Origin of the sequence: Gluconacetobacter brunescens, assembly GCF_048695475.1 — a bacterium.
Lineage (GTDB): Bacteria > Pseudomonadota > Alphaproteobacteria > Acetobacterales > Acetobacteraceae > Gluconacetobacter.
The window spans coordinates 2,115,334-2,141,517 of record NZ_JBLHEN010000001.1 but is presented as its reverse complement, the minus strand read 5'-3'; the positions used below and the strand labels follow the sequence as shown (position 1 = coordinate 2,141,517).

The window sequence follows — 26,184 nt, the reverse complement described above, 5'->3', positions numbered from 1 at the left end:
CGTTTTGTGCAAGGATGAAGGCGCTATCGTAATTCTTCCCATTTTCGGACATAATCCGACTGAAGAGGGATTCAGTTTATACGGATAGTCATCAATCACATGCTCGACCGCATTACCGGCATGCAGCTTTTTTCCCGTGCCATCCATATGGGCAGCATTTCGGCAGCCGGCCGGACGCTGGGTCTTTCACCCGGCATGGCCAGCAGGCATCTGGATGTGCTGGAGAAGCGCCTGGGCGTGCGTCTGTGCCATCGCAGCACGCGCAGGCTCAGCCTGACCGAGGCGGGCCAGCACTATCTGGAACTGTGCCTGCGTCTTCTTCCCGAACTGGAGGAGGTCGAGGCGCGTATTGCCTCACAGCGTATCGAGGCGTCCGGCGTCCTGCGCTTCAATGTCCCGCTGTCTTTTGGGGTGCGGTATATCGCGCCGCTGATCCCGGCATTTCACGCGTTACATCCCGCAGTAACGGTCGATCTGGGGCTTAGTGACAGGGTTGTGGATCTGACGGGAGAGGGGTGGGATCTGACCATCCGCATCGGCCGTCTCAGGGACAGTCGCCTTGTTACCCGCGGGCTGGCCGCGTGCGAACTGATGGTCTGCGCGGCACCTGATTACCTGACAAGGCGGGGGAGGCCCCGATCCTGGACCGACCTGTCGGAACACGACTGTCTGGGTTTTTCACTCTCCGGCATCGCGAAGCCGGGAGAATGGCTTTATGGGAGATCACGGGGCAAGCGGGTCACCGTTCGTGGTCCCATGTGCGCGAATAATGGTGATGCCCTGGTCGGCTGTGCAAGCGCGGGACTGGGGATTATTTACGAGCCGGACTTCATCGTGGCTGATGCGGTCCGGGCAGGCGCGTTGGAAGTTCTCACCCTCGATGAGCCGCCGGCGGAGCTGGGTGGTGTTCATCTGCTCTACTCTCCCGATCGGGCACCGCCGGCTAAAGTGCGGGTCATGATCGACTTTCTCGTGCAGGCGTTCGATGGAGCGGCTCCATGGTCCGTGAAACGGGCGTAGTGCATAGGAGGGCCGTCGCCTCTCAATGCCGTCAGGGCGTGATGGTCGTACGCGCCTGATAGTCCCTCAGAACATCAATAAAGGCCCGTAGCGCAGGCGGGACCAGCCGATGGCCGGGGTAATAGAGGGCATGCCCCGGAAAGCTGGGTGTCCAGTCATCCAGGATGGCCGTGAGCTGTCCCTGTTCAAGGGCTGTCCGGGCTGTGTCTTGCGAGACGAACGCAATGCCCTGCCCATCCATGGCCGCTTCGGCCATGAGGTCCATGTCGTCCAGCGTCAAGGCACCGGAGACATCCACTGCATAGTCCTGGCCGTGCCGTGCGAACTCCCATCGGTAGATTTTGCCGCCGGGCAGGCGAAAACGGATGCAGGCATGATGTTGCAGGTCGTCCGGCGTCTGTGGCGCGCCATGGACCGCAAGGTAGCCGGGGGAAGCCACGGCAATGAAGCGCCCTTCCGTGCCAAACCGTATGGCAATCATGTCCTGCGGGACGGCTTCCGCCAGTCGGACACCGGCGTCGAAGCCCTCGGCGACAATGTCTATGAAGCGGCCATTGGTCACGAGATCGAGGTGGACGTCCGGATAGCGATCCCGGAACAGGGGGACGACGCCTCGGAGCAGGGCGCGGGCCGCACTTCTGGATGCGTTGATCCGAAGGGTGCCGGATGGCTGCGTTTTCAGCATGCCGACGGTGGCGAAGGTCTGGTCGAGGCTGGAAAGAATGGGGGCAAGGCTGGCGAAGAACTGCGCGCCCGCTTCTGTCGGGGCGACACTGCGCGTCGTCCTGTGAAAGGGACGCACACCCAGGCGCTCTTCGAGGGCACGAATCATATGGCTGAGGGTTGAGGCCGAGAGACCGAGTTCGTCCGCCGCCGCGCGAAAGCTCTGGTGTCGCGCGACGGCGAGGAATGCGGTCAATTCCGTCAGGCTGGGCGTCTTATTCATGGTGTTTTTTCAATAGTCCATGCCGATTTCCCCGCATAGACCCATTGATTTGGATGGATCAGGATTCCTCCACGGTTTTCGAACATTTCGGGTCCGCAGAGCAGGAATAGGCATGATGTCCAGAAATTGGCTTATCACGGGAACATCCTCCGGGTTCGGCCGTATCATGACCGAACGACTTCTGGAGCGCGGTGACACCGTTGTCGCGACATTGCGCCGGCCCGACAGGCTCCATGATCTTCAGTCCCGGTATCCGGAGCGTTTGCACCTGGCAGCGTTGGATGTCACCGATACGCAGCGGCTCCGTCAGGTCGTTGATCAGGCCTTTGCGCAGCTTGGTCGGATTGACGTGATCGTCAGCAATGCCGGCTACGGGTTGTTTGGCGCGGCGGAAGAGGTCTCGAGCGACCAGATCCGGCAGCAGCTCGATACGAACGTCATCGGATCGATCGAACTGGTCCGGGCGGTGTTGCCGTATCTGCGCGCTCAAGGAGGGGGGCGCATCCTTCAGCTTTCGTCGATGGGCGGACAGATCGCCTTCCCTGGTCTCAGTCTTTATCACGCCAGCAAATGGGCGATCGAGGGGTTCTTCGAAAGCCTTGTGCAGGAAGTCGCATCGTTCGGAATCGAGGCGACGCTGATCGAGCCGGGGGCGGCGAGAACGCAGTTCGGCCGTGGCAGTATGGTCATGGCCGATCCGCTGGAGGTATATCAGGCAGTCCCGTTCAGCGCGCGGCGCGCGGTTCTGGCTCAGGACTCCTACACGCCCATCGGCGATCCGGAAAAGATGGTCCGCGAGATGATTGCCAGCGTGGATGTCTCACCCGCGCCTCGGCGCCTGGCCCTGGGCAGCGACGCCTACCGGCTGATGCATGAGGCGCTGACAGGGCGGCTTGAACAGCTCGAGGCACAGAAGGACATCGCCCTCTCGACGGATGCCAGCCCGTAAAGGACGGCCCGGGGTCGGCGTATTTCAATCCTTCATTCAGATATCGGAAAGGACAGGTTTCATGAGCAATTCTCTTCAGGGCAAGGTTGTGGCCATTACGGGTGCCAGCAGCGGGATTGGCGAGGCCACGGCCCGGCTGCTTGCGCGGTCCGGTGCTTTCGTCGCGCTCGGAGCCCGTCGGACGGATCGTCTTTCCGCCATCGTGGCGGACATCGAGCGCGAGGGCGGCAAGGCCATTGCCTTTGAACTCGACGTTCAGGACCAGGGGCAGGTTCGGGCGTTCGTTGACGGGGCCGTCAAGGAATTCGGGCGGATTGATGTGCTGGTCAATAATGCGGGCGTCATGCTGCTCGCGCCGCTTGGCGACCGGAAGATCGAGCAGTGGGACCGGATGATCGATGTGAACATCAAGGGCGTGCTGTACGGGATCGCGGCGGCCCTGCCGCATATGCAGGCGCAGGGCGCGGGCCACGTCATCAATGTCTCGTCGGTTGCCGGGCATAAGGTCGGGCCCGGTTTCGCTGTCTATTGTGGCACCAAGTTCGCCGTTCGAGCCATTTCAGAAGGGTTTCGCCAGGAAGCCGGACCGACGATCCGGAGCACGATCATCTCTCCGGGTGCCGTGACGACCGAACTGGCGACTCATGTCAGCGATGGCCCTGCGAAGGATGCGGTGGACACCATGTATGCTACGGCCGCGATCAGCCCTGACGCGATTGCCAACGCTATCCATTACGCGATTTCTCAGACACCTGATGTCGATGTCAACGAAATCATCATCCGGCCGACGGGGCAGGAATTCTGATCACAAGAACAGATCGTTCAATGTCCCTGCGATTAAACAAGGGATGGCCCGGATTGGCGCGCTTAGAGCGGGATTCGACCTGAGTGAATCTTTGGGGGTACCCAGGCAGACGAATGTGTGATTCATCATGATGACCGGACGGGAGGCCGGCGGTCATGTCGAAAGCTCTATCGGTGGATCTTCGCATCCGTGTTCTGGCTGCGGTTTCGGGAGGTGCGAGCCACCGGGTTGCGGCTGTGCGATTTGGTGTGAGCGCTGCGAGCGTGAGCCGCTGGCGTAAGCTTGAACGGGAGAAGGGCGAGGTCACGCCCGGCGCTCTGGGTGGAGATCGACGTTCGGGTCGGATCGAGGAAAAGCCCTGCTCCGCAAGGCAGCTGAACGCACTCGCGCAGGATTATGGGACGCTATCGGTGTCCTTTCCGAAAGCTTCATCCCCACCGAATGCGCCAACTATTTCAGGGCTGCAGGATACGATCCAGACAGGTCGGATTAGACTCTAAAACGATATGAACCGCATCGAACGTCTAAATCCCGACAACTCAGCGATTCCCCTTCTGGTAGATCCTACTTTCTTCGCTGTTCGTAGACAGTAAGATTAAGATTGGTCAGATCGAGAATTGGCGTGGCAATCTGATGCGTGCGGGCCCGCTTCACGAGGTCGCCAATGATCTGCGTCGCCTCGATGGGAGCGCCCTGGGACAGATCACGGAACATGGACGATGTCAGGGACGATTCCTTTGCAGTCAGCAGCCGGACGATACCGCCCAGGGTTTCCTCGGTGAGCGGATATCCCGCCGCCGCCGCAATCGAAGCGCATTCGCCGATCGTCGCCCGCGCGAAATCCTCACCCGCGGGCACGCTGGCCACTTCCCCCACGGTGGCCCTCATCAGGCAGCATATTGTGCCCAGCGATGCCAGCAGAGCCCATTTGTTCCACATCTCCTGAATGATGTGGTCCGACAATATAGTCTCGAAGCCAGGACCGGAGAGAGCATCCTTGAGGTGCCGGATCGAGGAATTGTCGCCAACGGATCGCGGGCCAAAGGTCAGTTTGGGGAGTGATCCCACTTGAACGACCCGTCCTTCAGAATCCAGCTTGCTGACGATGAAACACGTCCCGCCCAGGACCTTCGGATCTCCGAAATGCTCTGCCAGTACATCGAGATGCCGCATGCCATTGAGAAGGGGTACGATGCGCGTGTCCGGGCCGACGGCGGCGGCGAAATCGTCCATCGCGGACGCGAGGGAGTATGCCTTTACGCTGAGAAGAATGACGTCATAAGGGCCATCGATATCGTCGGATGTCACCATTTGCGGCGCGAGGGTCGCATCCCCCAGCGGACTGATTAGCCGGAGCCCATCCGTACGCAGTTGCCGCAGCCGGGTGGGACGCACCAGGAATGTTACGTCATGTCCCGCTGTTGCCATTCGGGCCCCAAAATATCCCCCAACCGCACCTGCGCCGACGATCAGAACTTTTGGCTTCATGGTGTCGTTCCTTGCTCCGGGACTGCCGCGCCGCGGGTCCGGTGACGGCAGTTTCACCTTTGATACCATTAATGCGCGTTGTTCATGAACAGGGACGTTGGAGTGGGGAATCCTGCATGTTCTGACCGGTGAGGGAACGTTCTGGATCGACGATCCGGCCATCGAGACTCCGTTCGCGCCGGGCCATCTGCTGGTGTTCCCCAGACGCGCCGTCCATGCCCTGCCGCGCCTCTTGCGTCCGCCGGTGGTGTTCCTGGCCATCGATACGCCGCGTCGTGCGGCAGATGACGTCACGTTCGTCGATCCCGCATGTGGCACGGCGACCGAATTCATCGCGAAGATCTGACGCATGGTCCGCTCCGACCTGTGAAACCGGGCGTTTCGGGCCACTCAGGTCGAATTGGCAGTCCGGGTTGATTATCGATGGCGCAGGCCGCCCGATTCCATCTCCTGCATCCTGAAAAAGAGCCGGGCAAAAAAAAGTCCCGGCTCTCAGCGAATGGCCGGGCGGCGATCAACTTTATCCGTGCGCTACACATGATATGGTGTCATTATGTATCCAGGACCACAATATGAGCTATGCGGCGTCCGATTCGGGTCTGCGAGCGGCTTGGATGATGGAGGTGGTGCATGGACGGAGATCTCTCGCTGTTTGCTGGAGCGCTGGATAGTCCGGTGACCGTGCGTGAACCGTTTGAAGGCGCATTCGGCACACGGCCCGCGCCTGCTCGATCGCTGGATCGTGGCATGGGGGAAGCCGTCGGCCGCCGCACCGTATTCCGACCGTCCGATCGGGAAGATTTCGGCCGGGTCGCCGATCGGGTCGCGGAGGGCAATGTCGGGATTCTGTCGACGGTTGACGATCGGGAGATCATGCAACTCCGCAACGCCATCGCCACGGGCGCATTGCTCACTTCGGGTCGTCATCTCCAGCATGGTGACAGCGGGCAGGCGGGCCGGAACATGGAGATGTTCACCAACTGCGCCACGGCCATCTGCTCCTTCGCCAAGTTCTACCTGCTGCTGAACGGGTCCGGTGTGGGCCGGGCCTATGACGACGAACTCTGTGTCGTTGACTGGGCTCGGGCCCCCGACCTGCGCTTTGTCCTCTCTGCCGACCACCCCGATTATCCGCGTGATCGCACCGGTCTTCTACGCTTTGGCCTTGAGATGCAGATCCTGCCCTGGGGTACGGCGCTGGAGGTATTCGACGCTGACATGGAGGCACAGGTTCGCGCGTTCCTGGGTGAAACCATTCTGCCAGGCGCTCCGGATCAGCCTGGCGCCTTCGTCCATGTCATCGAAGACAGCCGGGAAGGGTGGGGCAAGGCTGTCGAGACGATCGAGGCCATGGCGTTTCGGGGCGAGCGGGACCGGACCCTGATCCTCGATTTCAGTGCCATCCGCCGCGCCGGCAGCCCGATTGCGGGCATGCAGGGTCGCCCGGCATCCGGCCCCGTTTCGCTGCTGCGCGGTCTGTTGAATGTCCGCCAGCATGTAATTGAAGCGGCCCGTGAAGGTACTATGCCGCTCTGGGAGCAGGCCCTGCGGGTCGATCACTACCTCTCGGTCGAGGTGCAGGTGGGTGGGGCCCGGCGTGCCGCGCGCATGGCGACCAAGTCGTGGCGCGACGCCGACGTGCTTCGCTTCATCCGCGCCAAGGAAGAAGGCGGCCTATGGACGGCCAACCATTCGGTCATGGTGGACCGGGAATTCTGGGCATATGTGAACGATCCGGCCACGACCGGGCCGCTGGCCGAGCACGCTCGCGCCGTGTTTGCCGAGGCCACGCGCTGCGCATGGATCAACGGCGAACCGGGTTTCATAAATGGCGATAGGCTGGAAGACAGCCGCACGGGGAGCGCGCGGCTCAAGGCGGTGCATGCGGATGGGCGGGATTTCCATTCCGAGCGGTATAGGGCGACCGAGGCCGCCGACCTGCTGGCCGATCTCGCGACGCGGGCAGCAACGTCCCGCTTCCCGGTCACGACCAATCCGTGTGGCGAGATTACGCTGCATGTGACCGGTGGATATTGCGTGATCGGGGATTTCGCGCCGTTGCTGGCTTGCCCGGTTGCCTTTGACGAGGTGATCCCGGGTTCGCTGCCGGAGGAAACGGCGGAGTTGTGGGATGCGCGGGTGCGGGATTCCGTGCGTCTTGGTGTGCGCTTTCTGTTGCGGGCCAACCGCATGGACGCGCTGTATGGCGAGGAGGTGCGGCGGACCAACCGCATCGGCATCGGTCCGACCGGTCTGCATGAATGGGCCTGGATGCGGTTCGGGCTCGGCTTCCGCGATCTTCTGGATGAAGAACGCGCGGCGCCCTTCTGGAATGCCGTGCGTGGTCTTTCCACCATCGCGAAGGCGGAAGCCAATGCGTATGCGCGGGAAACCGGCACGGCGAAGCCGGTCACCGTCACGACCGTCAAGCCGGCGGGCACCACGTCCAAGCTGTTCGGCCTGACTGAAGGCGCGCATCTGCCCGCGCGGCGGCAATATCTGCGCTGGGTGCAGTTCAAGGGCGTCCGGCGAGAGGACGGCACGTGGGAGGCCGGAACAGATCCGCTCCTGCCCGCTTATGAGCGCAAGGGCTATCCCGTGCGCTCGCTGCGCAGCTTCCCCGGCATGAGCGTCGTGGGCTTTCCCACCGTGCCGCTGATCCAGCGTCTGGGCATGGGTGATCGTGTGGTCACGGCCCCGGAGGCGTCCCCGGAAGAGCAATATCGCTGGCTGGAACTGCTGGAAAAATACTGGATCGGAGCGGAGCAGGGGAACCAGGTGTCCTATACGCTCAAGGTCTATACCGACCGGCATGATCTTGACGGGTTCCGGGCCATGGTGGCGGCCCACCAGCCGCATGTGCGCTGCTGCGCCGTGCTGCCCAGCCGCCCGGATTCAGGCCTTGGTTATGAATATCTGCCGGAAGACGAAGTCTCGGCAGGGAAATTCGCCGCCATCACCGCCATGATCCATGATGACAATGTAAAAGAAGTTGTGGATTGGGCGCATCTACAATGTGCCAGCGGGGTCTGCCCGATTTAGGCGGGTAGCACCTCGGGATCGATGGCGCGCAGGACGAATGTCCTCTCAACCGGGTTCCGGCACCCGGTCTGGCTTTATCGATTGCAGAGAAAACCGGGTGATCTCGGAGGGCTTTCCAATCCGGAGCGCGAAGCCGGGCCATAGGCCGGTGCCGTTGCTGACATAGAGCGTCATGGTGCCGATATCGTAGCGGCCGGACACGAACCCGTTGTTGCCGCGTGCGACGAGGCGATCGAGGCCCGGAAGCATGCCGCCATGCGTATGGCCCGACAGTTGAAGGGCAACGCCGCACTCGGCAGCGGATCGCGCATTGCGCGGCTGATGATCGAGCAGCACGACCGGCGCGCCCGAGGGCATGCCGTCGAGGGCCGCGTCGAGGTCCGGACCGGCATGGCCATGCCCGGGCGCAGACAGATCGGTCACGCCGGCGATGACCAGGTGCGTGGCGTCCCGCGTGACGACTGCATGGGCATTCGCTAGCATGCGCATGCCCAGATCGGACAAATGGCGCATCCAGCCGGCGTAATCGAAAAAATATTCATGATTGCCGGGGACCGCGAGAACCCCGTCCGGGGCCTGCAACCCCTGCAGTGGCGCGATGTCGGTGCGACGCATGGCCACCGAACCGTCGATGAAATCGCCCGTCACGACGATCAGATCGGCTTCAGCAGCATTGGCCCGTGCTACGACCGCCTGGCTCCAGGCCGTCGGGAATAGCCTGCTGACATGCAGGTCGCTCAATTGAAGCAGCCGATAGCCTTCGAATGAGGGCGGCAGGTCGGCGATCCTGACCGTCACGTCCCTGATCGGGGGGACGCGCAGTGCATTGGCGACGCCGACGGTGGCAAGCAGGCCCGCCACGCCGCCGGCCGCTTCGCGTGCGCCGTCGGGAATAGGGACCGACCGCCATCGCACCAATGCCGTAGCCAGGGCGCCGAGATCGAGCGCGATCTGGAACAGGGCCAGAAACAGCATGGCCCCAAAGGCCCAGTTGAACAGGATGACAAGGGGGCGGGGAAATTCGGGTGCGAAGACGGAGCCCGAGGAAAGCCGGGACCAGAAATGATATTGCGAGGCCACAAGCAGCAGAATGGCCGCCGGCATCTTCACCCAGAGGGGAAGGGCCAGCGGCCAGAGCCAGTTCAGGATGACGATCAGGCAGGGAAGAGCGAAGATAAGGCGCAAATGATCAGGTTCCTTGAGGCAGCGTGGCGTCGACGGCGACCCTGAGCTTTTCGGCGTCGGCCGGTGTCGCGGGATTGTAGACGACCAGGGTCAGGTCCGGCCGGCCATCGACCGAGAACGTCGAATGTTCGAAGGCGAAGGGACCGAGGACCGGATGGTCGATGTGCTTGACGATGTCGACGGGCGCCTCGGTGACGCTGTTTTCATGCCACATCGTGTGAAATTCGGGGCTGAGCCGGCAGAGTTCCGTCACCAGGGGGGTGATCTCGTCTGCTGCCCCGGCGCGTGCCGTCTCGATGCGGAAGGCGCCGATAACGTAGCGTGCCATGCTTTCCCAGTCGGGCTGCATGGCGCGGGAGCGCGGGTCGAGGAAGATGATCCGCAGGATGTTGCGTTCCGCCGACGGCAGGGCGCTGTAATCGCCCAGCATGATGGTCGCCGCCCGGTTCCAGGCCGGGACATCCCAGGTCGCGGTTCGGATCAGCGCCGGGCTGGGATCCAGCGCGTCGAGCACGCGTTGCAGGCGCGGTGTGACGCTGCCGCTCTTGCGATACTGCGCATCGGGCGGGCGCCCGAGGCCGAGCAGGAACAGGTGCTCGCGCTCGACATCGGTCAGCATCAGGGCGCGCGCGATCCGGTCCAGCACGTCGGCTGACGGGGCGCCGCCACGCCCCTGTTCCAGCCAGGTGTACCAGGTCGGGCTGATATTGGCCCTCTGCGCAACCTCCTCGCGCCGCAGGCCGGGCGTGCGGCGGCGTTCCGAGGGAAGGCCGAAGGCTGCCGGATCGAGCTTCGCGCGACGATCCTTCAGCCAGGTGCCGAGCCGTTTCCCGCCGTCCTGATGCTCGCTCATCCTGTTAGTCTTTATAATACGATAAGATCACTACTTTAACAGAATAGGGCATAGACCGAGATTTGTCTTCACCAGAAAACGGGAGACTTCGCTCATGCGTATATTCGTCACCGGTGCAACCGGATTCATCGGCATGCCGACCGTCAGGGAACTGATCGCCGCCGGTCATGACGTGCTTGGCCTGGCCCGTTCGGATGACGGGGCGCGCGCCCTCGCCGCCGTCGGCGCGCAGGCGCAGCGCGGCGCGCTTGAGGATCTCGACAGCCTACAAAAGGGTGCGGCGGCTTCGGACGCCGTCGTTCACCTGGCCTTTATCCATGACTGGTCGAACTTCATGGCCAGTTGCGAAACGGATCGCCGAGCCATCGAGGCGCTCGGGTCCGCGCTTGCCGGATCCGACAAGCCGTTCCTGGCCACGGGCGGGCTGGCAGGACTGGCACCGCCGGGACAGGTGGCGACCGAAAACGATGTGATTCTGCCGGACTTCCCGTTCCCGCGCGTGTCCGAACAGACGGCGCTGGCGCTGATCCCGCAAGGTATCCGCGCTTCGGTCGTGCGTCTGCCGCAGGTTCACGACAGGGCGAAGCAGGGGCTGATCACGCCGCTGATCGAGACGTTCCGTCAGAACGGCACCTGTGCCTATGTGGGCGATGGGAGCAATCTCTGGCCGGCGGCGCATGTGCGCGATGTCGCCCGTCTTTACAGGCTGGCCATCGAAAAGGGCGCGACGGGCGCCGCCTGGCATGCGGTGGCCGAAGAGGGCGTAGCGATGCGCGATATCGTCGAGACGCTCGGCCGGCGCCTGGACCTGCCGGTCCGATCCATCTTGCCCGACGAAGCGCCTGCTTTCTTCGGACGCTTCGCGATGTTCGCGGGCTTCGACATGCGCGCGTCCAGCGCACTGACGCGGCAGGCACTGGGATGGGTACCGACCGGCCCGGGGCTGATTGCCGATCTGGAACAGCTTCAGGACGCCTGATCGAACGCCAGACGGGCCTCCCGGATGGCGGCATGGCTCTGATTGGCCCATCGGACAAGGGAGGTCAGCGGTTCGAGGATCGTAACACCAAGAGGCGTCAACCGGTACTCGACGCTGGGCGGCTTGGTGGGGAACACCGTGCGTGCGATCAGGCCGTCACGCTCCAGATCGCGGAGGGTCTGCGTCAGCATCCGCTTGGAAATGTCCGGGATCGCGCGCTGCACGGCGCTGAATCGGTGCGGGCCCCCGGCGAGGGTGCCCAGTATCAGCGTCGACCACTTGTCCCCGATGCGATCGAGCACGTCCCGCACCGGGCATTGTGGATCGACCGGTTGGCCGGGCTGCCGTTCGGCGAATAATTGGACGGTGGCATCGAATGCCGGGGCGGTTACTTTTGCCTCACCCTGTCCCAAAATCCTGCCTCCTTCACGCCGTCTGTGGTCTCACTTAATTACCTTGTGTCGATTGAAAACCACAAGGAAGACCGACAATGCCCACCGCACCCACGCTCTTCGTCAGCGCTGCCACCGGCCATCTCGGCGGCCTGGTCATCGACGCACTGCTTGAGACGGTGCCCGCCAGCGCCATCGTGGCGGGCGTACGTGATCCCGCCAAGGAGGCGGCGGTCGCAATCCGCGACAAGGGCGTGGAGGTCCGCGTCGCCGACTATGCCCGGCCGGAGACACTGGCCAGTGCGCTCGCCGGCGTCGACCGGCTGCTCCTGATTTCCGGCAGCGAAATCGGCCAGCGCACGGCACAGCATCGCAATGTCATCGCCGCGGCGAAGGACGCGGGTGTCGGCCTGATCGCCTATACCAGCATCCTTCATGCGGACACGTCCCCCCTGTTCCTCGCGGGCGAGCATCGCGACACGGAAGCCGTGCTGAAAGAGTCCGGTGTGCCGTTCGTGCTGCTGCGGAACGGTTGGTACACCGAGGTCTATACCTGGAGGATCGCGCCTGCCCTGCAGCATGGTGTATTCCTTGGCGCCTCCGGGGAGGGTCGTATCTCGTCCGCCGCCCGCGCCGACTATGCCAGGGCCGCGGCGGTCGTGCTGGCCGGCGGCGACCATGCCGGCCGCACCTACGAATTGGCCGGTGATACATCCTACACGCTGGCCGAGTTCGTTGCGGCGGTAGCCGAGGCCTCGGGGAAGCCGCTCCCCTATCGGAACATGGACCCGGACGCGTATCGAACGGCGCTGCTCGGCGCCGGCGTGCCGGAGCTGTTTGCCACGATCCTGTCGGACACCGATGCGGGCGTCGCGAAGGGGGCACTGTTCGATGACGGCGGCGAACTCGCCCGGCTGATCGGCCGGGCAACCACGCCCTTCGGCGTCACCGTAGCAGAGTTCTTTTAGAGCATCTTCAGGCTCCGTAATGCTCAGCTCCATTTGAAGACGGGAACGGGCGTATAGCGCGGGCGATTGGTGATCTGCTGCCGGCCTGGTCGGAACGGAGCGCTCAGCGTTTCTGCAGCCTGTCGGCGCAGATTCGTCAGGAGTGAAAGGACGACGACGCGCTTCTGGACGCGACCCAGAAAGGCGAGCGCTGACAGCGCCCGGTGGTTGAACTGATTCCTGCGGTGCCGCGCCGATCTGAACCGCTGATTGCCAGTTCCGTCGTGCTGTCGGGATATCTGGTCGATGTCACGCCGCTTCGGCACGGGATTTCAGGGCCTGGTTCATTTTGATGAACTCGGCCCGAACCGTCTCAACGTCATAGAACCAGAGCAGAATCCCGGCGAACGCTTCGCTCTGGCGGAACAATGTCCCATGGCCGGTTTGCGTGATCTCGAAATCATGGGTCCCGGTCAACAATCCGGGTAATCCCCAGAGGCGGCCAATCCACTGCAACCTCTGGCCCGGCATGACGGTGACGACCTCGGGATGAAACACCATCCCACCACCTGCCTTGTCCCCACCGAGACAGACGGTCAGTCGCTGACGAGGCTCCAGGCGCCCGGTCAGCTTGCGAATGAAGGGATTCCAGGACGGATAAGCTGCCATATCTGTCAACACAGACCATACACGTTCGGGGGAAGTCGCGATCTCGATTTGCGTGTCGATATGACGTCGTGGACCAGGAAAGTTCGACAAGGATCCGTCTCCCAAAGACGTTGGAATGACCGCAAAAACACATTTTATCGTGTTCTTCATGTCCGCAGGGTAATGCCTTGCCTGGCAGGCAGGGTATTGCCGGTTATGACAGATCAACTCTACAATTTCGTATGGATCAGATCGACTGGCATCTCTGGCGAAGCTTTGCGGCAGCGTGCCGCGCGGGCTCCCTGTCGGGAGCAGCACGCGCTCTGGGGACGACACAACCAACGGTCAGCCGTCAGATCGCCCAGTTGGAAGCAATGATCGGTCAGACGCTCTTTACGCGATCAAAGTCGGGGCTTGTGCCGACCGCCCATGCAAGCGCCCTGATGCCGATCGCGGCATCCATGATCGATCAGGCGCATACCCTCGAGCGGCTGGCGAAATCGGCAAGTGCTGCCGAAACGACGACGCTGACCATCACCGCCAGCCAGATCACCGGCACGATGGTCCTGCCGTCGATCCTGGCGGCTTTTCTCGACGATCATCCGACGACGCGCATTGCTTTGTCCCTGACCGACGCCGTCGAGAACATACTCGAACGCAAAGCCGATGTGGCTGTTCGGCACACCGAACCGACACAGCAGGAATTATGGGGCCGCAAGATCGGCACGGTGCCGATCAAGCTATATGCCCATCGAGACTACGTGCAACGCCACGGCATCCCGCACGACCTCACCGAGCTTTCCCGGCATCGTCTGATCGCGTCGTCCGCCCATTTGCGTCGTCTTCCCGAACTGACGGCCCTTGGCCAACGCCCGGCCCTCGATTGCAGCGACGATGTCGGATTGCTGGCAGCCCTGCGTGCGGGCGTCGGTATCGGTTATTGCCAAATGCCCATTGCGCGGGACAACCCGGATCTCGTGCCGGTCTTGCCGGACTATATACCCGCCACTCTACCCTTCTGGATTGTTACCCATCACGACCTCCGCAACGTCCTGAATGTGCGTGACGTGATGCGGCATATGGGAGAAGGCTTGAACGCGTATTGTCGTCGCTCACGATGAGGTCCTGTCGGCTCATTTCGCTCCTGCGTCCTGCTGGCCGATGTGACCGCACTACAGATGCAGACGGGATGGGAATCGGGATGAAAGGAGCGTAAGCTGAAACATTTTCCTGATTACGCACTAATTTCAGCCAATTTGAGCAGGCGATAGGGCATAGGCGGGGTTCTGACGGCGGCGTATCCGAGGCGAGGGATCATGGCGGCGAGGTCGAAGCGGCGATTGAAGCGATAAACGAACTCGGCGAGATAGCGTGGCGTATGCTTGTCACGGATAGCGCGGTAAGTAGCCGGTCATGGCATTCTTGATGTTGGCGAGAGCGGTATTGACCCATTTGAAAGCAGGATTGCGGCCTGCCTTTGGTCCCGAACCGGTCAAGATGGGATGATGGACGCACCCTGCTTCGGTGACGGCGGCGAAACAGCGTAGACCGTCACTGACCACGCTGCTGGCGGGGTCGAAGCTGTTTTTTGCCATCTTTGCGATCTCGGCCCTGCTGAACCCGGCCACGCGGCGGAGTTTCAGGCGGATTGGCTTGCCTTGCGGTGTGGTTTCAACAGCGGCCACGATCGGCGTCTTGCCCGCTGATCCTCGCCCGCGTTTGCCGCCGCCGCGTTCTCCGCCGAGATAGGCGTCATCCAGTTCGATGCTGGAGATGCCGCCTTTGCTCTGGGTTAGATGATACAGGGCACGGAACCAGGTCCGTAACGGCACCTTGGTTGCCGCGAAGATCGTTCCGGCGATCAGCGACGTCTGCTTCCGACAGGCGCTACATTGATACTGCCCACGGCTCCGGATGACGCTATGTTCTCGCCCGCCACAGGCCGGACATTCAAAGCCCGATGGCCAGCGCCAGCCAAAGATCACCGCTCGGCACTTCTCTTCGCTTCCGTAAAGTTCGTTAAATTGGGCTTCGCTTAGCCCTTTCTGAAACTGGACCTTGTTGCGAGCCATCGATCAAGCCTCTCAAAAACAACAGATATTCTCGTTTTGTGCCATAAATCCATAGCTGAAAATAGTGCGTAATCAGGAACATTTTTGATCGACAGCTTCCGCCTTCATCTCGGACATCAAGTGCCTATCACTATACTTTTCAAAGCGGACATTTTTGGGAGATTCCAATTCACGATCAGATAAGATCCCGCCAACCATTCGGGTGATGAGTAAAAATCCTCTGACACAAACTATCATTGGCATAAAGAGGTTATCCTTACCGAAACCGCGCGGTAATTCCGCAAGCCGTCCCATTGAATTCTTAGCTCTCGTCCCCATGCCCGAGCCGGTGGCCAGGACGAAATCCGTGGGATCGGGCTTGCCATGCGATCAAGAAACCAGCAATTGCGAGCCCCAGCACAGCCCAAGGGAACGACATAGCCCCCCAGGTCTCAAGCAACACACCGCCCAGAAGGCCGCCACCGGCTATGGCACTGTTCCAGGCGACGACATTCATCGACAGCGCGACGTCCACGCCATTCCCGGCCGCATCGGCGAGCGCCGTCTGGAGCAACGTCGCGGCGCCACCGAATGTCAGACCCCATATCGCGACACCGATCATGATCACCGCAGGCGATGCAGATCCGATGGCGAAAGCCCCTGCCACGACTGCGAATATGGCCAGATTGAGCAAGACGGACAGGCGCAGGGCGTGGTCGACCGTGCGGCTGGTCAGCCAGATGCCGGCAAGCGCGGCGATCCCGAAAAGCAGCAGAATGCGATCCGCCTGTCCCGCCAGCCCGGCCGGTGCCACGAACGGCACGATGTAAGTGTAGAGCACATTGTGCGCCAGCATCCAGGCCACCACCACGCCCAGAACAGATCGCACGCCGGGTGTTCCCAGAACATGCCGGAACGGCAGACGATCGTGATGCGTGGCACCCGGAAAGTCAGGAACCTTCGCCAGGACCCACGCGATCAGCAGCACGGTCAGGCCCGACATGATCCAGAAAGCCAGACGCCAGCCGACGGCGCCCCCCAGCCATGTCCCGGCGGGGACCCCCAGCGAGAGCGCGATCGGCGTGCCCACCATGGCGATGGCCAAGGCGCGACCCTGCTGGGCGCGCGTCACCATCCGGCGCGCATAGCCGGCCAGCAACGCCCAGGCGAGGCCGGCCGCGGCACCGGCCCCATAGCGGGCCACGAGGGTCGCGCCGTAATGCGTCGAAAACGCGGTGATAGAATTGAACACCACGAAACCGATGATCGCCAGCAGCAGGACCCTTCTGCGCTGCCATCGCTGCGTGGCGAGTGTCAGCGGGATCGCCGCACTCAGCGAGCCTATGGCATAGGCCGTCACCATCTGTCCGGCGAGAGCTGGAGAAATACGCAGACCCGCGCCGATCTCAGGCAACAGACCTGCCGGCAGCGTTTCGGTCATGATGCAGATGAAGCCGGTCATGGCCAGCGCGAGCAGACCGGCGACAGGCAGGCGCTCATCGGCTTTTTTCGTGGGCGATGTGATGGTCGGGGTCATGGGCTACTCATATATGGATCGGACGATACATATATAGGGGAGCAAAAGCCTTGGCAATTACTTCTGGATCACTTAATATGGAAGTCTTTCGAAAGGAACGATGACATGGCGCGGACTGGGCGTCCTCGCGAGTTTGACAAGGAGAGGGCGATTGACGCCGCCATGGCGCTGTTCTGGGCGCAGGGATATGAACCGACCTCCCTGACGCAGCTCAAATCCTGCATGGGTAATATTTCGCCCGCGAGCTTCTACGCCGCGTTCGGCTCCAAGGAAGCCCTGTTTCGGGAAGTCGTGCAGCGATACCTGGCGACATATGGGCAGGTCATGGCGCCCTTATGGGACGAGAGCCTGTCACCGCGCGAGGCCATCGAACGGACGTTGCGAGGCTCGGCGCGCATGCAGTCTGCCCGCGCACACCCGACCGGATGCCTGGTCGTGTCCGGCGCCAGCAACTGCTCACCCGAAAACGAACCCGTCCGCGCCCTTCTCGCGACAGAACGACAGCGCACGCGGGCGGGCCTCAGGGCCTGCGTGGAACGCGCCGTGGCCAGGGGCGAATTGAAGGCGTCCCCGGCGACAGATGTCCTGCCCGATATTCTCGTGACTTTTTTCCACGGCATGACATGCGAAGCCAGGGACGGGATGACCTCCGACACTCTGGATGCGGCCGTCACGTCTCTCCTGACAGTGTGGGACGTCAATGCCGTGAAGCCGGAAACAGAAAAGCGGCTCAAAAAACGCTGACGGTCTGGCGAAGGGGAAGGCCAACCAGCCCCGGTACGGTTTTTCCGTATCGGTCGGTCCATAAATCCTTGACCCCAGTTCACGCTTCTTTTATGGATCGGTCGGTATGGAAATGGTGTCTTCGGAACACGACGCCATGCCTCCTCAAGGAACCCGGTCATGAGCACATCAAAAATCGCCCTCATCACGGGCGCCAATCGCGGCATCGGCTACAGCATCGCGAAGCATCTGACAGCCGCCGGCATCAGCGTGATCGGCACTTATCACACCAATGAAGACGAGGCGAAGGCTGCTGAAACCGCTCTCAGCAACGAGGACGCGAAACTGCGCATGCTGAAGCTGGATATCGCGAACCACGCGTCGTTCACGGATTTTGCAGAGCGGGTCAAAGCCCTTCTCGCAGACGCGTTCGGACAGCAAGCACTGAATTATGTTGTCCAGAACGCCGGCAATATCATTCACACACGCTTCGATGCCGCGACGTCAGAGCAACTCGACAATCAGTACAACATCCACTTCAAGGGCCCGTACCTGCTGACGGTAGCGCTCCTTCCGCTGATCCGCGATGGCGGCCGCATTCTCAACATCACCTCCGCCGCGACACGCTTCTACCTGACGGATCATGGTCCCTACTCGGCCATGAAAGGGGCGACCGAGGTCATTTCGCTCTACATGGCGAAGGAACTGGGCGAGCGGGGCATTACCGTCAATGCGGTCGCACCTGGAGCCGTGGCGTCGGATTTTGGCGGTGGCCTGGTCCGTGACGATGCCGGGATCAACAAGAGCCTGGCGGATATCACGCCCATGGGGCGCGTCGGTCAGCCCGACGATATCGGCGCCGCGATTCGTGCCCTCCTGTCTGACGACATGCGCTGGGTGAATGGCCAGCGTATCGAAGTGACGGGCGGCCAATCGCTGTAACGGCCACACGAACACAACCGGGAGAGTCCATATGATCCACGTTATGGCCAGCAGCGTCATCAATGCGCCCGTTTTATCCGTCTGGGGGCTGATCCGTGATTTCGGCGCCCTTGGAGCGTGGTTGCCGGGCGTGAAACACTGCGCGATCGAAGGCGATGAACCCGGCGATCGCGTCGGCGCAATCCGCCGTGTTGAAATGGGGGATGTCGGCGTTATCCGCGAACAGCTTCTGGCGCTGTCCGACGTGGATCATACGGTGACGTTCTCGATCATTGAAGCGGCTTTGCCGCTCCGGAACTACCGGTCGACAATCACGCTTCTGCCCATAACGGATGGCGATCGCACGTTTATCCGGTGGCGCGGTCAATTCGAAGCGACTGCTGAACACGCAGCCAGCATGGAGGCCAGGATGCCGACACACATCTATCAGCCAGCCTTCGACAGACTGGCTGAGATACTGGCATCAGAGGCAATACCGTCATGAGCAGTTTTTATGGTAAATCCGTCCTCGTACTCGGCGGCAGCCGCGGGATCGGCGCGGCGATCGTACGCCGCTTCGCTTCGGATGGAGCGAAAGTCGTTTTCTCGTATCTGTCCTCCCCTGACGAGGCTCGGGCCTTGGCCGCCGAGACCGGAAGCAAGGCTCTGCGCGCCGATAGCGGCGACCGGGACTCTCTCATCGAACTGATTGTCTCGCTCGGTCCTCTTGACGTGCTGGTCGTCAATTCCGGAATTCTTGGCGCGGGCGACCTATTGGACATGCCTCCGGACGACATCGACCGGCTTTTCCGCATCAATATCCACGCCCCTTACCACGCGGCCGTTTCTGCCGCACGAACCATGCCCGACGGAGGTCGCATCATTTTCATCGGCTCCGCCAATGCCGATCGTATGCCGATGACCGGGCTTGCTGCCTACAGTGCCAGCAAGGCGGCACTGAAAGGTATGGCCAAGGGACTGGCTCGTGATTTCGGCGCGCGAGGCATCACCGTCAACGTTGTCCAGCCCGGTCCCACCGATACCGACATGAACCCCGCCGATGGTCCGTTGAAGGACGTTATGCACGACTTCATGGCGATCAAACGCCATGCCACGGGCGCGGAGATTGCGGGATTGGTGGCGTATCTTGCCGGGCCAGAGGCTGGCATCATCACGGGGGCTGCATACAACATTGATGGTGGCTTCGCAGCCTGACGAAATGACGGATCTCCAACCATCCGCTGGGAAAAAGGAGCGAGGATCATGACCCATTCATCTCCCAACGCCGCCAACGCCGGCACCTTCACGATCGGCCGCGATCTCGCCGTTCATCGGCTCGGCTTCGGCGCCATGCGCATCACCGGCAAAGGCATATGGGGACCGCCCGCCGATCATGACGAAGTCATCCGCACGCTGAGGCGCCTTCCCGAGATCGGCGTCAACTTCATCGACACCGCTGATTCTTATGGTCCGGATGTCTCGGAATGGCTGATCAGGGAGGCACTGCACCCCTACCCCAAGGGCCTCATGATCGCGACAAAGGGAGGCCTGACCCGATCGGGGCCGGACATCTGGAAACCCGTCGGGCGGCCGGAATATCTGCTCCAGCAGGTGCACAAGAGCCTGCGCAATCTCGGCGTCGAGCAGATCGATCTGTGGCAGTTGCACCGGATCGATCCCAAGGTTCCGGCCGATGAGCAGTTCGACGCGATCAAATCCTTCATCGATCAGAAACTGATCCGTCATGCGGGACTGAGCGAGGTATCCGTCGAAAACATCAAGGCGGCCTCGAAGTTCTTTGAGGTCGCGACCGTCCAGAACCGCTACAATCTCGTCGATCGCACCAGCGAGGACGTGCTCGACTACTGCACGGCGCAGAACATCGGGTTTATCCCGTGGTTCCCGCTCGCCGCCGGCGACCTCGCCAAGCCAGGGTCTATTTTGGACACCATGGCGAAGAAATACGGCGCGCACCCGAGCCAGATCGCATTGGCCTGGGTCCTGAAACGCAGCAACGTGATGCTGCCGATCCCCGGCACCTCCAAGGTCGCCCATTTGGAGCAGAACGTCGCCGCGGCCGACATCACCCTCTCCGACGAGGACTTCGCGACTCTGGATGCCGAAGGCCGCAAGGCTTTCCAGTCAATGCCGTAGGGGAGTGCCCCCGGACAGTTACAATCCCAGCGCTGAAAGGCCGGGGTGACTGTCCGGACGCCGCCTTGCAGACCAGTGAAACAGGCGGCTGGCAGCTGAAATGGGTTGATCGTTGATTGACGCTGCTCGATAGCGCATCAATCCGCTTTCATCGAACTCCCAGTTCTCGTTCCCATGGGACCTGAACCATTGCCCGGTCTGATCACGCCACTCATAAGCGAAGCGGACCGCGATCCGATTGTCCCGAAAAGCCCAGAGCTCCTTGATGAGCCGATACTCCTGCTCGCGCTCCCATTTCGATGTCAGGAACGTCACGATCTCTTCTCGACCGCGGATGAATTCCGAACGATTGCGCCACCGGCTCTCGGGCGTATAGGCCAACGCCACCTTTTCAGGGTCCTGACCATTCCAGGCGTCTTCTGCGAGACGGACCTTCTCAACGGCAGTTTCGGCATTGAATGGAGGAAACGGGGGGCGGGACATTGGAAATTCTGCCTCTGGTTCGGGGACGGATCGCTGGCTGATCTGCCGTCTACCAGTGTTTTCCGGAAGAGCGTTTGACGAAAGGACAATGATCCCTCATTTCAGGACATGCCCATACGGATCGGTCTCCTGCTTTATCCCGACTTCCAGTTGCTCGACGCCGCCGGAGTAACGGCGGCCTTTGAGATCGCCAGCACGTTTGGGGGCGCTGGGTATGAGACGACACCCCTGTCCCGGCATGGAGGTCTGGTCCGGTCGTCGTCCGGCATGACGATCGAGACCGTTCCGCTCGCGGCGGTGGGGGCCTTTGACACGCTTGTCGTCGTCGGGGGCGAAGGGCACAAGCAGGCTATGGCCTGTCCGGAACTGCAGGCCTTCATCCGACATCAGGCTGGCACGGCACGGCGGATATGCAGCGTGTGTACGGGCGCTTTCCTGCTGGCGGCGGCCGGACTGCTTGATGGACGCCGCGTGACGACGCACTGGCAACAGGCCGGGGCCCTGAAAGCACGGTTTCCGGAAGTCAGGGTCTTGGCCGATGCTATCCATGTCCATGATGGTCCGGTCTGGACGTCAGCCGGCATCAGCGCAGGAATAGACATGGCCCTGGCGCTGGTGACCGAAGATATCGGTGCGGACATCGGGCGGCGCACGGCGCAGCAGATGGTGGTTTTCTATCACCGCCCCGGAGGGCAGTCCCAGTTCTCGGCGCTTCTTGAGATGGGGAGCACGCAGGAACGCTTTGCCGATCTTCTGGGATGGATCCGGTCCAACCTGCAACAGCGCCTGACCGTGGACATTCTCGCCAGCCGGGTCGGCATGAGCCCCAGGAACTTTTCACGCAGTTTCCGGACCGCCGTGGGGATGAGCCCCGCCAGAGCGGTCGAGAAACTGCGTCTGGAGGCAGCACGGGAGCGGGTCGAACGATCCACGCTCCCCATCGAATCCATTGCCGTGATGACCGGCTTCCACGACCCCGAGCGGATGCGGCGCGCCTTCCTGCGTGAGTTTCATCAGCCACCTCAAGCTGTCCGGCGAAATGCAACTGGTAATCCGAACTGAAAAAATAACCGGCTTGCCCCGTTCTTTTCGCGCCTCACCGGCATAAAACGGGTCTTCGTGGTTTCCGGAACACGCAAACAAATGGGCGACACCTTTCATCTTCGGATTGAACAGGTTGCCGAGATTACGCGATGGCGATCGTGTCAAGCCGCGCCTGAACATCGGCCGACAGTTCCAGCGTTGCTGCTGCAAGATTTTCTGACAGATGAAGGGGGTTCGACGTCCCCGGGATGAGAAGCAGGTTGGGTGAACGGGCCAGCAACCAGGCCAGCGCCACTTGTAAGGGGGTGCCCCCGATATCGGCTGCAACCTGGGAGAGGGCATCCGACTGGATCGGGCTGAACCCGCCCAACGGAAAAAATGGTACATAGGCGATGCCCTGTGCGGCCAGCGCATCGATCAACTCATCATCCTTTCTATGAACCAGGTTGTAATGGTTCTGCACACATACGACTGGCGCGATCGTCTGCGCTTCAGCCACCTGGGCGGCCGTCGCATTGCTGAGGCCGAGATGGCGGATGAGGCCCTGTTCACGCAGAGCAGCCAGTGCTGAAAACGGCTCTGCCAGCGAGCCTTCTTTGGGCGCAAAGATGTCACCCATCAGCCGCAGGTTGACCACATCAAGACGATCAAGCCCCAGATTGCGCAGATTGTCATGCACGGCTCTGGTCAGATCTTCCGCGCTTTGGGCTGGCTGCCATGACGCATCCTCGCCCCGCACCGCCCCAACCTTGGTCACGATCACAAGGTCATCGTCATAAGGATGCAGCGCTTCCCGGATGATCTGGTTCGTGACATGCGGGCCATAGAAGTCACTGGTATCGATATGATTGACGCCAGCTTCGACAGCAGCGCGCAGCACAGCAACAGCGGCTTCGCGGTCCCGCGGCGGTCCGAATACACCCGGGCCAGCAAGCTGCATCGCCCCATATCCCATACGGTTCACGACGCGGTCGCCGAGTGAAAAGGGTCCTGCATTGGTACGATTGCTCATCGGTATCTCCTTGATAAGGGGTGCGCACCAGACATGGACTACGCTCGAATGATCGATAAGCTGTTCAATCCTGAACGGGCTGTACGGAAATTCGCACAATGTCATTCGAGCTTGATGATCTCTCGGCGTTCGTCGCGGTTGCGCGGGCGGGTGGCTTTCGAGAGGCCGCGCGTGTTTCGGGTCTTTCAGCATCCGGCCTCAGCGAAGCTCTGCGCCGACTGGAAACCCGTCTCGGTTCGCGTCTGCTTCATCGCAGCACACGCAGCATCTCGCTCACAGAGACGGGTGCCCGGCTGTTCGCGCGACTTTCGCCAGCCCTTGCTGAGATCAGCGCTGCGCTCGATACGGTCCATGCTCAAACCGACCAGCCCGCGGGCACGATCCGTCTCAACGTGCCGGCCAATGTTGCCCGGACTGTGCTGCCGGGCATTCTGTCGCCCTTCCTGATCGCTCACCCGCAAATCCGCGTGGAAGTGACGGTCGAGGACAGTTTTGTCGATATTCTTGCCTCTGGCGCGGATGCAGGCATCCGTTATGAAGAACGTCTGGAACAGGACGTGATTGCTGTCCCCATCGGGCCGGGCACTCAGCGCGTTCTTACTGCGGCCGCACCATCCTATCTGTCTGCGAAGGGACGCCCCCGACACCCGAGCGAGTTGCTGGAACATGCCTGTCTGCGTCTTCGCTTTTCCGGCGGTGCGTCAGCCGTGTGGGAGTTCGAGAAAAACGGCGAGATTATTCGCCTCGATCCACCAGGCCCTTTATTGGTCCAACCGGGATCGGCCTGCGACCTTCTGCTTGAAACTGCTCTGGCAGGTCTTGGCATCGTCTGTCTGTTTGAAGACTGGCTGGCTCCTCACATTCGCAGCGGTGCGCTGGACGTGGTGCTTGAAGACTGGGCCGCACCTTTTTCAGGGCCCATGCTTTACTATTCCGGTCGTCGCCAGCTGCCCCCGCCGCTCCGGGCGTTCGTCGATTTCATTCGCTCGCGTTCGATGCCTTCAGGCAAGGAGCAATGATCTGACCGCGCCGCCCCTAGGGATAAGGGGCTGATATCACGGGTTATAGAACCTGTTTTACGATCCATTTTTCCAGGACCTTGACGTTCTCCGTCATTTCCACCCTGCCTGGCCGGATCATCCATAAGACGTTCCATCCGCATCGAACCCGACCGGCGCAACAAGCCGACCGGTTGCGATATCGTCGGCCGCGATGATCCGGGGCGACAGGGCGACGCCCAGGCCGCTGGCGGCGGCTTCCAGCATCCTGAAATGATGGTCGTATAGACGCACGTCGCGCGGTGCGGGGCTGCCGGGGCGGCGGGCCAGCCAGTTCCGCCATGCCTTAGGCCGAGTGCGCGATCCAAGCGCCAGATAGTCTCCCGCTGCGAACCGCTCCGCCATGTCGGGCCGCATCACCGGCCCGACCGCCTCCGCCGCGAGCGTGGTGACGGCCAATTCTGGATCCAGGGGAAAGTCCAAGCGCCGGATTGTCAGCGTGATGCGGTCGCGCGCGAAATCCAGCGCGCCGCCGCCGGTCGAAAGATGCACATCGATACCCGGATGACGGTCCTGGAAATCGGACAGGCGCGGGATTAGCCAGCGCATCGCCAATGACCGCTTGCACGACAGCACGATCGGCTGCGCATCGGATGAGGACCGGATTTCCGCCAGTGCTGCCGCGATCCCCTTCAGCGCGTCGGTTGCCGCTTCTGCCAGACGCGAGCCGTCCCGGGTCGGCCGCATACCACGTCCATCCGGTTCCAGCAACTGGAGTCTCAGATCATCAGCCAGCTTGGACGCCCGGCGGCTGACCGCGCCGTGGGTCAGGGCCAGTTCCGTGGCCGCCGCCCGCACCGAACCGAGGGGTGACGGCCTCGAACGCGCGCAGATCGTCGAGCGACGGGATGTCGGAGCGCGTCATTGGTTAGTTTTTATCACCGGAACGGGTCAGTTCATATCGATTTTCCCTTCTGACCGTTCCGTTACGCTCACCATCATGAGCAAAAGCGCCTCCCTCGATATCCGGCCACTGGCCGCCACGATGGGCGATCCCGCCGGGATCGGGCCGGAGATCGTGGCCCGGATGTTCCTGCGGCGACCGGCGCAGCGGCGCTGGATCGCCGTTGGGGACCCGATGGTGATGGGCCATGCGCTGGCCGCGCTGGACCCAGCGGCGCGGGTGCGCCGGGTGGCGACACCGGCCGAGGCGCGGTTCGAAGACGGGGTGCTGAATGACGTCGCGCCCACGCGCCGAGGAAGAGGATGCCTTCGCCACTCCGCCCGACCTCTTCGTCCCTCGGATTGTGCATCCTGGCTTGCCGCTCCCGATGGCCGGGAGTATGCAAAAGTGAGAATGGTTCTTAAATGACCCCGCCCAGGAGCTATGCGTGCATGAAGACCGGCGTAAGAGCGAGCGGATGACAGCGAAGCGGACGCCTCTGCTCGCGAGCTTCGAACGGCATTATCAAGACCTTCTGCGGTTTCTGTTTCATCGCACTGGCGATGTGAATGATGCGGCGGACCTGGCCCACGACACCTATGTCCGGCTGAGCAGGGTCACCGAAGCCGTTGAGAACGAAAAAGCCTATATTTTTCGTGTCGCCGGCAATCTCGCCCTTGATATGCGACGGCGAGCAGGGCGGCGCGCGACATGGCTTTCGGACGAAGAACTTGATGAGAATGTGCCCGAACAGGTACCCTCGCAGGAGCGACAGGTCATTGACCGCGACCGGCTGGAAAGGCTGGACGCGGCATTGGTCGAACTCCCCATAAAGGCACGCCTTGCCTTGCTCATGCTGAGAGTGGACGGTCTGCCTTATGTGGAAATCGCGGCACGTCTTGGCGTGTCAGAGAGCATGGTCGCGAAATATATCATGCAGGCCGTCCGTCATTGCCGCGATCGTGTGAGGCAGGGTGAAGACTGATTTTCAGCACCGTCACTGCAAGTCCCTGTGGTCCCGTTCGTCCTTGTCTATGAAACTGGTCATGATCAGTCTCATCAGG

The 26,184-nt window shown here is 61.8% G+C and carries 27 protein-coding genes and 5 pseudogenes; 20 read left to right on the top strand and 12 right to left on the bottom strand.

Annotation, left to right across the window (positions count from 1 at the left end):
• Positions 1 to 99: 99 nt before the first annotated feature.
• Positions 100 to 1,020: a LysR family transcriptional regulator gene (locus ACMAUO_RS09490; RefSeq protein ID WP_420356662.1), complete on the top strand. Its 921-nt coding sequence runs from the start codon at positions 100 to 102 to the stop codon at positions 1,018 to 1,020.
• Between the two features lie 31 nt (positions 1,021 to 1,051).
• On the opposite strand, the gene ACMAUO_RS09485 is transcribed toward ACMAUO_RS09490, so the two are convergent.
• Complete coding sequence (locus ACMAUO_RS09485; protein ID WP_420356661.1) at positions 1,052 to 1,966, bottom strand: LysR family transcriptional regulator; 915 nt, start codon at positions 1,964 to 1,966, stop codon at positions 1,052 to 1,054.
• A gap of 112 nt (positions 1,967 to 2,078) precedes the next feature.
• Here ACMAUO_RS09485 and ACMAUO_RS09480 point away from each other — a divergent pair, with 112 nt between their 5' ends.
• From ACMAUO_RS09480 to ACMAUO_RS09465, 4 genes and pseudogenes are all read left to right on the top strand, one after another.
• Positions 2,079 to 2,915 (top strand): SDR family oxidoreductase, encoded by an 837-nt coding sequence (locus ACMAUO_RS09480; protein WP_420357246.1) that lies wholly within the window; start codon positions 2,079 to 2,081, stop codon positions 2,913 to 2,915.
• A 61-nt stretch (positions 2,916 to 2,976) separates the two neighbouring features.
• Positions 2,977 to 3,720, top strand: coding sequence for an SDR family oxidoreductase (locus tag ACMAUO_RS09475; protein WP_420356660.1), 744 nt, complete (start codon positions 2,977 to 2,979; stop codon positions 3,718 to 3,720).
• 155 nt (positions 3,721 to 3,875) lie between these two features.
• Positions 3,876 to 4,070 (top strand): annotated as a pseudogene (locus ACMAUO_RS09470) (helix-turn-helix domain-containing protein); the annotation flags it as partial.
• A gap of 2 nt (positions 4,071 to 4,072) precedes the next feature.
• Positions 4,073 to 4,213: pseudogene (locus tag ACMAUO_RS09465) on the top strand (IS630 family transposase); the annotation flags it as partial.
• Positions 4,214 to 4,284: 71 nt separating this feature from the next.
• Here ACMAUO_RS09465 and ACMAUO_RS09460 read toward each other — a convergent pair.
• The gene (locus ACMAUO_RS09460) at positions 4,285 to 5,208 is read right to left on the bottom strand and encodes a ketopantoate reductase family protein (protein WP_420356659.1); all 924 of its coding nucleotides are present in this window, start codon (positions 5,206 to 5,208) and stop codon (positions 4,285 to 4,287) included.
• Positions 5,209 to 5,305: 97 nt separating this feature from the next.
• On the opposite strand from ACMAUO_RS09460, the gene ACMAUO_RS09455 reads away from it, so the two are divergent.
• Both ACMAUO_RS09455 and ACMAUO_RS09450 read left to right on the top strand, forming a co-directional pair.
• Positions 5,306 to 5,554, top strand: coding sequence for a hypothetical protein (locus tag ACMAUO_RS09455; RefSeq protein WP_420356658.1), 249 nt, complete (start codon positions 5,306 to 5,308; stop codon positions 5,552 to 5,554).
• Positions 5,555 to 5,838: 284 nt separating this feature from the next.
• Positions 5,839 to 8,250, top strand: a complete 2,412-nt coding sequence (locus tag ACMAUO_RS09450) for a recombinase (RefSeq protein WP_420356657.1) — start codon at positions 5,839 to 5,841, stop codon at positions 8,248 to 8,250.
• Positions 8,251 to 8,295: 45 nt separating this feature from the next.
• On the opposite strand, the gene ACMAUO_RS09445 is transcribed toward ACMAUO_RS09450, so the two are convergent.
• Positions 8,296 to 9,435, bottom strand: coding sequence for a metallophosphoesterase (locus ACMAUO_RS09445; protein WP_420356656.1), 1,140 nt, complete (start codon positions 9,433 to 9,435; stop codon positions 8,296 to 8,298).
• 4 nt (positions 9,436 to 9,439) lie between these two features.
• A complete protein-coding gene (locus tag ACMAUO_RS09440; RefSeq protein WP_420356655.1) occupies positions 9,440 to 10,288 on the bottom strand; it encodes a helix-turn-helix transcriptional regulator in 849 nt (282 codons plus the stop codon).
• A 94-nt stretch (positions 10,289 to 10,382) separates the two neighbouring features.
• Here ACMAUO_RS09440 and ACMAUO_RS09435 point away from each other — a divergent pair, with 94 nt between their 5' ends.
• A complete protein-coding gene (locus tag ACMAUO_RS09435) occupies positions 10,383 to 11,267 on the top strand; it encodes an SDR family oxidoreductase (RefSeq protein ID WP_420356654.1) in 885 nt (294 codons plus the stop codon).
• Here the strand turns inward: ACMAUO_RS09435 and ACMAUO_RS09430 are convergent.
• Positions 11,255 to 11,680, bottom strand: a complete 426-nt coding sequence (locus tag ACMAUO_RS09430; RefSeq protein WP_420356653.1) for a winged helix-turn-helix transcriptional regulator — start codon at positions 11,678 to 11,680, stop codon at positions 11,255 to 11,257. The genes ACMAUO_RS09435 and ACMAUO_RS09430 overlap by 13 nt on opposite strands.
• Before the next feature lie 77 nt (positions 11,681 to 11,757).
• Between ACMAUO_RS09430 and ACMAUO_RS09425 the strand changes: the two genes are divergently transcribed.
• Both ACMAUO_RS09425 and ACMAUO_RS09420 read left to right on the top strand, forming a co-directional pair.
• Positions 11,758 to 12,627, top strand: coding sequence for an SDR family oxidoreductase (locus tag ACMAUO_RS09425; RefSeq protein ID WP_420356652.1), 870 nt, complete (start codon positions 11,758 to 11,760; stop codon positions 12,625 to 12,627).
• Between the two features lie 29 nt (positions 12,628 to 12,656).
• Positions 12,657 to 12,770, top strand: a pseudogene (locus ACMAUO_RS09420) (DUF4172 domain-containing protein); the annotation flags it as partial.
• Between the two features lie 145 nt (positions 12,771 to 12,915).
• Here ACMAUO_RS09420 and ACMAUO_RS09415 read toward each other — a convergent pair.
• On the bottom strand, positions 12,916 to 13,365 hold the full coding sequence (locus tag ACMAUO_RS09415) for an SRPBCC family protein (RefSeq protein WP_420356651.1): 450 nt from the start codon (positions 13,363 to 13,365) through the stop codon (positions 12,916 to 12,918).
• 131 nt (positions 13,366 to 13,496) lie between these two features.
• Between ACMAUO_RS09415 and ACMAUO_RS09410 the strand changes: the two genes are divergently transcribed.
• A complete protein-coding gene (locus ACMAUO_RS09410; protein WP_420356650.1) occupies positions 13,497 to 14,375 on the top strand; it encodes a LysR family transcriptional regulator in 879 nt (292 codons plus the stop codon).
• Between the two features lie 113 nt (positions 14,376 to 14,488).
• Here ACMAUO_RS09410 and ACMAUO_RS09405 read toward each other — a convergent pair.
• Together ACMAUO_RS09405 and ACMAUO_RS09400 are read right to left on the bottom strand one after the other, a co-directional pair.
• Positions 14,489 to 15,326, bottom strand: a pseudogene (locus ACMAUO_RS09405) (IS1595 family transposase).
• Between the two features lie 301 nt (positions 15,327 to 15,627).
• The gene (locus ACMAUO_RS09400; RefSeq protein WP_420356649.1) at positions 15,628 to 16,842 is read right to left on the bottom strand and encodes an MFS transporter; all 1,215 of its coding nucleotides are present in this window, start codon (positions 16,840 to 16,842) and stop codon (positions 15,628 to 15,630) included.
• A gap of 105 nt (positions 16,843 to 16,947) precedes the next feature.
• On the opposite strand from ACMAUO_RS09400, the gene ACMAUO_RS09395 reads away from it, so the two are divergent.
• The 5 genes from ACMAUO_RS09395 (at position 16,948) to ACMAUO_RS09375 (ending at position 20,640) form a co-directional block, all read left to right on the top strand.
• Positions 16,948 to 17,586 (top strand): TetR/AcrR family transcriptional regulator, encoded by a 639-nt coding sequence (locus ACMAUO_RS09395; RefSeq protein WP_420356648.1) that lies wholly within the window; start codon positions 16,948 to 16,950, stop codon positions 17,584 to 17,586.
• Positions 17,587 to 17,745: 159 nt separating this feature from the next.
• The gene (locus ACMAUO_RS09390; RefSeq protein WP_420356647.1) at positions 17,746 to 18,507 is read left to right on the top strand and encodes an SDR family NAD(P)-dependent oxidoreductase; all 762 of its coding nucleotides are present in this window, start codon (positions 17,746 to 17,748) and stop codon (positions 18,505 to 18,507) included.
• A 31-nt stretch (positions 18,508 to 18,538) separates the two neighbouring features.
• The gene (locus tag ACMAUO_RS09385; RefSeq protein WP_420356646.1) at positions 18,539 to 18,991 is read left to right on the top strand and encodes an SRPBCC family protein; all 453 of its coding nucleotides are present in this window, start codon (positions 18,539 to 18,541) and stop codon (positions 18,989 to 18,991) included.
• Positions 18,988 to 19,701 (top strand): SDR family oxidoreductase, encoded by a 714-nt coding sequence (gene bdcA, locus ACMAUO_RS09380; RefSeq protein ID WP_420356645.1) that lies wholly within the window; start codon positions 18,988 to 18,990, stop codon positions 19,699 to 19,701. The genes ACMAUO_RS09385 and bdcA overlap by 4 nt, the downstream gene beginning before the upstream one ends.
• A gap of 48 nt (positions 19,702 to 19,749) precedes the next feature.
• Positions 19,750 to 20,640 carry an aldo/keto reductase gene (locus tag ACMAUO_RS09375; protein WP_420356644.1) on the top strand — a complete coding sequence of 297 codons (891 nt, stop codon included), beginning with the start codon at positions 19,750 to 19,752 and terminating at the stop codon, positions 20,638 to 20,640.
• 18 nt (positions 20,641 to 20,658) lie between these two features.
• On the opposite strand, the gene ACMAUO_RS09370 is transcribed toward ACMAUO_RS09375, so the two are convergent.
• The gene (locus ACMAUO_RS09370; RefSeq protein ID WP_420356643.1) at positions 20,659 to 21,123 is read right to left on the bottom strand and encodes a nuclear transport factor 2 family protein; all 465 of its coding nucleotides are present in this window, start codon (positions 21,121 to 21,123) and stop codon (positions 20,659 to 20,661) included.
• Positions 21,124 to 21,231: 108 nt separating this feature from the next.
• Between ACMAUO_RS09370 and ACMAUO_RS09365 the strand changes: the two genes are divergently transcribed.
• Positions 21,232 to 22,185, top strand: a complete 954-nt coding sequence (locus tag ACMAUO_RS09365) for a GlxA family transcriptional regulator (RefSeq protein WP_420356642.1) — start codon at positions 21,232 to 21,234, stop codon at positions 22,183 to 22,185.
• A gap of 124 nt (positions 22,186 to 22,309) precedes the next feature.
• Here ACMAUO_RS09365 and ACMAUO_RS09360 read toward each other — a convergent pair whose 3' ends face one another.
• On the bottom strand, positions 22,310 to 23,179 hold the full coding sequence (locus tag ACMAUO_RS09360) for an aldo/keto reductase family oxidoreductase (RefSeq protein ID WP_420356641.1): 870 nt from the start codon (positions 23,177 to 23,179) through the stop codon (positions 22,310 to 22,312).
• Between the two features lie 98 nt (positions 23,180 to 23,277).
• On the opposite strand from ACMAUO_RS09360, the gene ACMAUO_RS09355 reads away from it, so the two are divergent.
• The gene (locus ACMAUO_RS09355; protein ID WP_420356640.1) at positions 23,278 to 24,198 is read left to right on the top strand and encodes a LysR family transcriptional regulator; all 921 of its coding nucleotides are present in this window, start codon (positions 23,278 to 23,280) and stop codon (positions 24,196 to 24,198) included.
• 117 nt (positions 24,199 to 24,315) lie between these two features.
• Here the strand turns inward: ACMAUO_RS09355 and ACMAUO_RS09350 are convergent, their stop codons facing one another.
• Together ACMAUO_RS09350 and ACMAUO_RS09345 are read right to left on the bottom strand one after the other, a co-directional pair.
• Positions 24,316 to 24,924, bottom strand: coding sequence for a LysR substrate-binding domain-containing protein (locus ACMAUO_RS09350; RefSeq protein WP_420357245.1), 609 nt, complete (start codon positions 24,922 to 24,924; stop codon positions 24,316 to 24,318).
• A gap of 39 nt (positions 24,925 to 24,963) precedes the next feature.
• Positions 24,964 to 25,035, bottom strand: a pseudogene (locus ACMAUO_RS09345) (hypothetical protein); the annotation flags it as partial.
• Here ACMAUO_RS09345 and ACMAUO_RS09340 point away from each other — a divergent pair.
• Positions 25,019 to 25,549: a hypothetical protein gene (locus ACMAUO_RS09340; RefSeq protein ID WP_420356639.1), complete on the top strand. Its 531-nt coding sequence runs from the start codon at positions 25,019 to 25,021 to the stop codon at positions 25,547 to 25,549. The pseudogene ACMAUO_RS09345 and the gene ACMAUO_RS09340 sit on opposite strands and share 17 nt — an antisense overlap.
• 19 nt (positions 25,550 to 25,568) lie before the next feature.
• Positions 25,569 to 26,105, top strand: a complete 537-nt coding sequence (locus ACMAUO_RS09335) for a sigma-70 family RNA polymerase sigma factor (RefSeq protein ID WP_420356638.1) — start codon at positions 25,569 to 25,571, stop codon at positions 26,103 to 26,105.
• Positions 26,106 to 26,184 lie beyond the last annotated feature (79 nt).

Coding starts and splice junctions, on each gene's coding strand:
- ACMAUO_RS09370 (WP_420356643.1), bottom strand. CDS start 21,123: ATGTCCCGCCCCCCGTTTCCTCCATTCAATGCCGAAACTGCCGTTGAG.
- ACMAUO_RS09450 (WP_420356657.1), top strand. CDS start 5,839: ATGGACGGAGATCTCTCGCTGTTTGCTGGAGCGCTGGATAGTCCGGTG.
- bdcA (WP_420356645.1), top strand. CDS start 18,988: ATGAGCAGTTTTTATGGTAAATCCGTCCTCGTACTCGGCGGCAGCCGC.
- ACMAUO_RS09410 (WP_420356650.1), top strand. CDS start 13,497: ATGGATCAGATCGACTGGCATCTCTGGCGAAGCTTTGCGGCAGCGTGC.
- ACMAUO_RS09435 (WP_420356654.1), top strand. CDS start 10,383: ATGCGTATATTCGTCACCGGTGCAACCGGATTCATCGGCATGCCGACC.
- ACMAUO_RS09425 (WP_420356652.1), top strand. CDS start 11,758: ATGCCCACCGCACCCACGCTCTTCGTCAGCGCTGCCACCGGCCATCTC.
- ACMAUO_RS09460 (WP_420356659.1), bottom strand. CDS start 5,208: ATGAAGCCAAAAGTTCTGATCGTCGGCGCAGGTGCGGTTGGGGGATAT.
- ACMAUO_RS09360 (WP_420356641.1), bottom strand. CDS start 23,179: ATGAGCAATCGTACCAATGCAGGACCCTTTTCACTCGGCGACCGCGTC.
- ACMAUO_RS09485 (WP_420356661.1), bottom strand. CDS start 1,966: ATGAATAAGACGCCCAGCCTGACGGAATTGACCGCATTCCTCGCCGTC.
- ACMAUO_RS09375 (WP_420356644.1), top strand. CDS start 19,750: ATGACCCATTCATCTCCCAACGCCGCCAACGCCGGCACCTTCACGATC.
- ACMAUO_RS09400 (WP_420356649.1), bottom strand. CDS start 16,842: ATGACCCCGACCATCACATCGCCCACGAAAAAAGCCGATGAGCGCCTG.
- ACMAUO_RS09395 (WP_420356648.1), top strand. CDS start 16,948: ATGGCGCGGACTGGGCGTCCTCGCGAGTTTGACAAGGAGAGGGCGATT.
- ACMAUO_RS09365 (WP_420356642.1), top strand. CDS start 21,232: ATGCCCATACGGATCGGTCTCCTGCTTTATCCCGACTTCCAGTTGCTC.
- ACMAUO_RS09390 (WP_420356647.1), top strand. CDS start 17,746: ATGAGCACATCAAAAATCGCCCTCATCACGGGCGCCAATCGCGGCATC.
- ACMAUO_RS09440 (WP_420356655.1), bottom strand. CDS start 10,288: ATGAGCGAGCATCAGGACGGCGGGAAACGGCTCGGCACCTGGCTGAAG.
- ACMAUO_RS09480 (WP_420357246.1), top strand. CDS start 2,079: ATGATGTCCAGAAATTGGCTTATCACGGGAACATCCTCCGGGTTCGGC.
- ACMAUO_RS09490 (WP_420356662.1), top strand. CDS start 100: ATGCTCGACCGCATTACCGGCATGCAGCTTTTTTCCCGTGCCATCCAT.
- ACMAUO_RS09475 (WP_420356660.1), top strand. CDS start 2,977: ATGAGCAATTCTCTTCAGGGCAAGGTTGTGGCCATTACGGGTGCCAGC.
- ACMAUO_RS09350 (WP_420357245.1), bottom strand. CDS start 24,924: ATGCGGCCGACCCGGGACGGCTCGCGTCTGGCAGAAGCGGCAACCGAC.
- ACMAUO_RS09355 (WP_420356640.1), top strand. CDS start 23,278: ATGTCATTCGAGCTTGATGATCTCTCGGCGTTCGTCGCGGTTGCGCGG.
- ACMAUO_RS09385 (WP_420356646.1), top strand. CDS start 18,539: ATGATCCACGTTATGGCCAGCAGCGTCATCAATGCGCCCGTTTTATCC.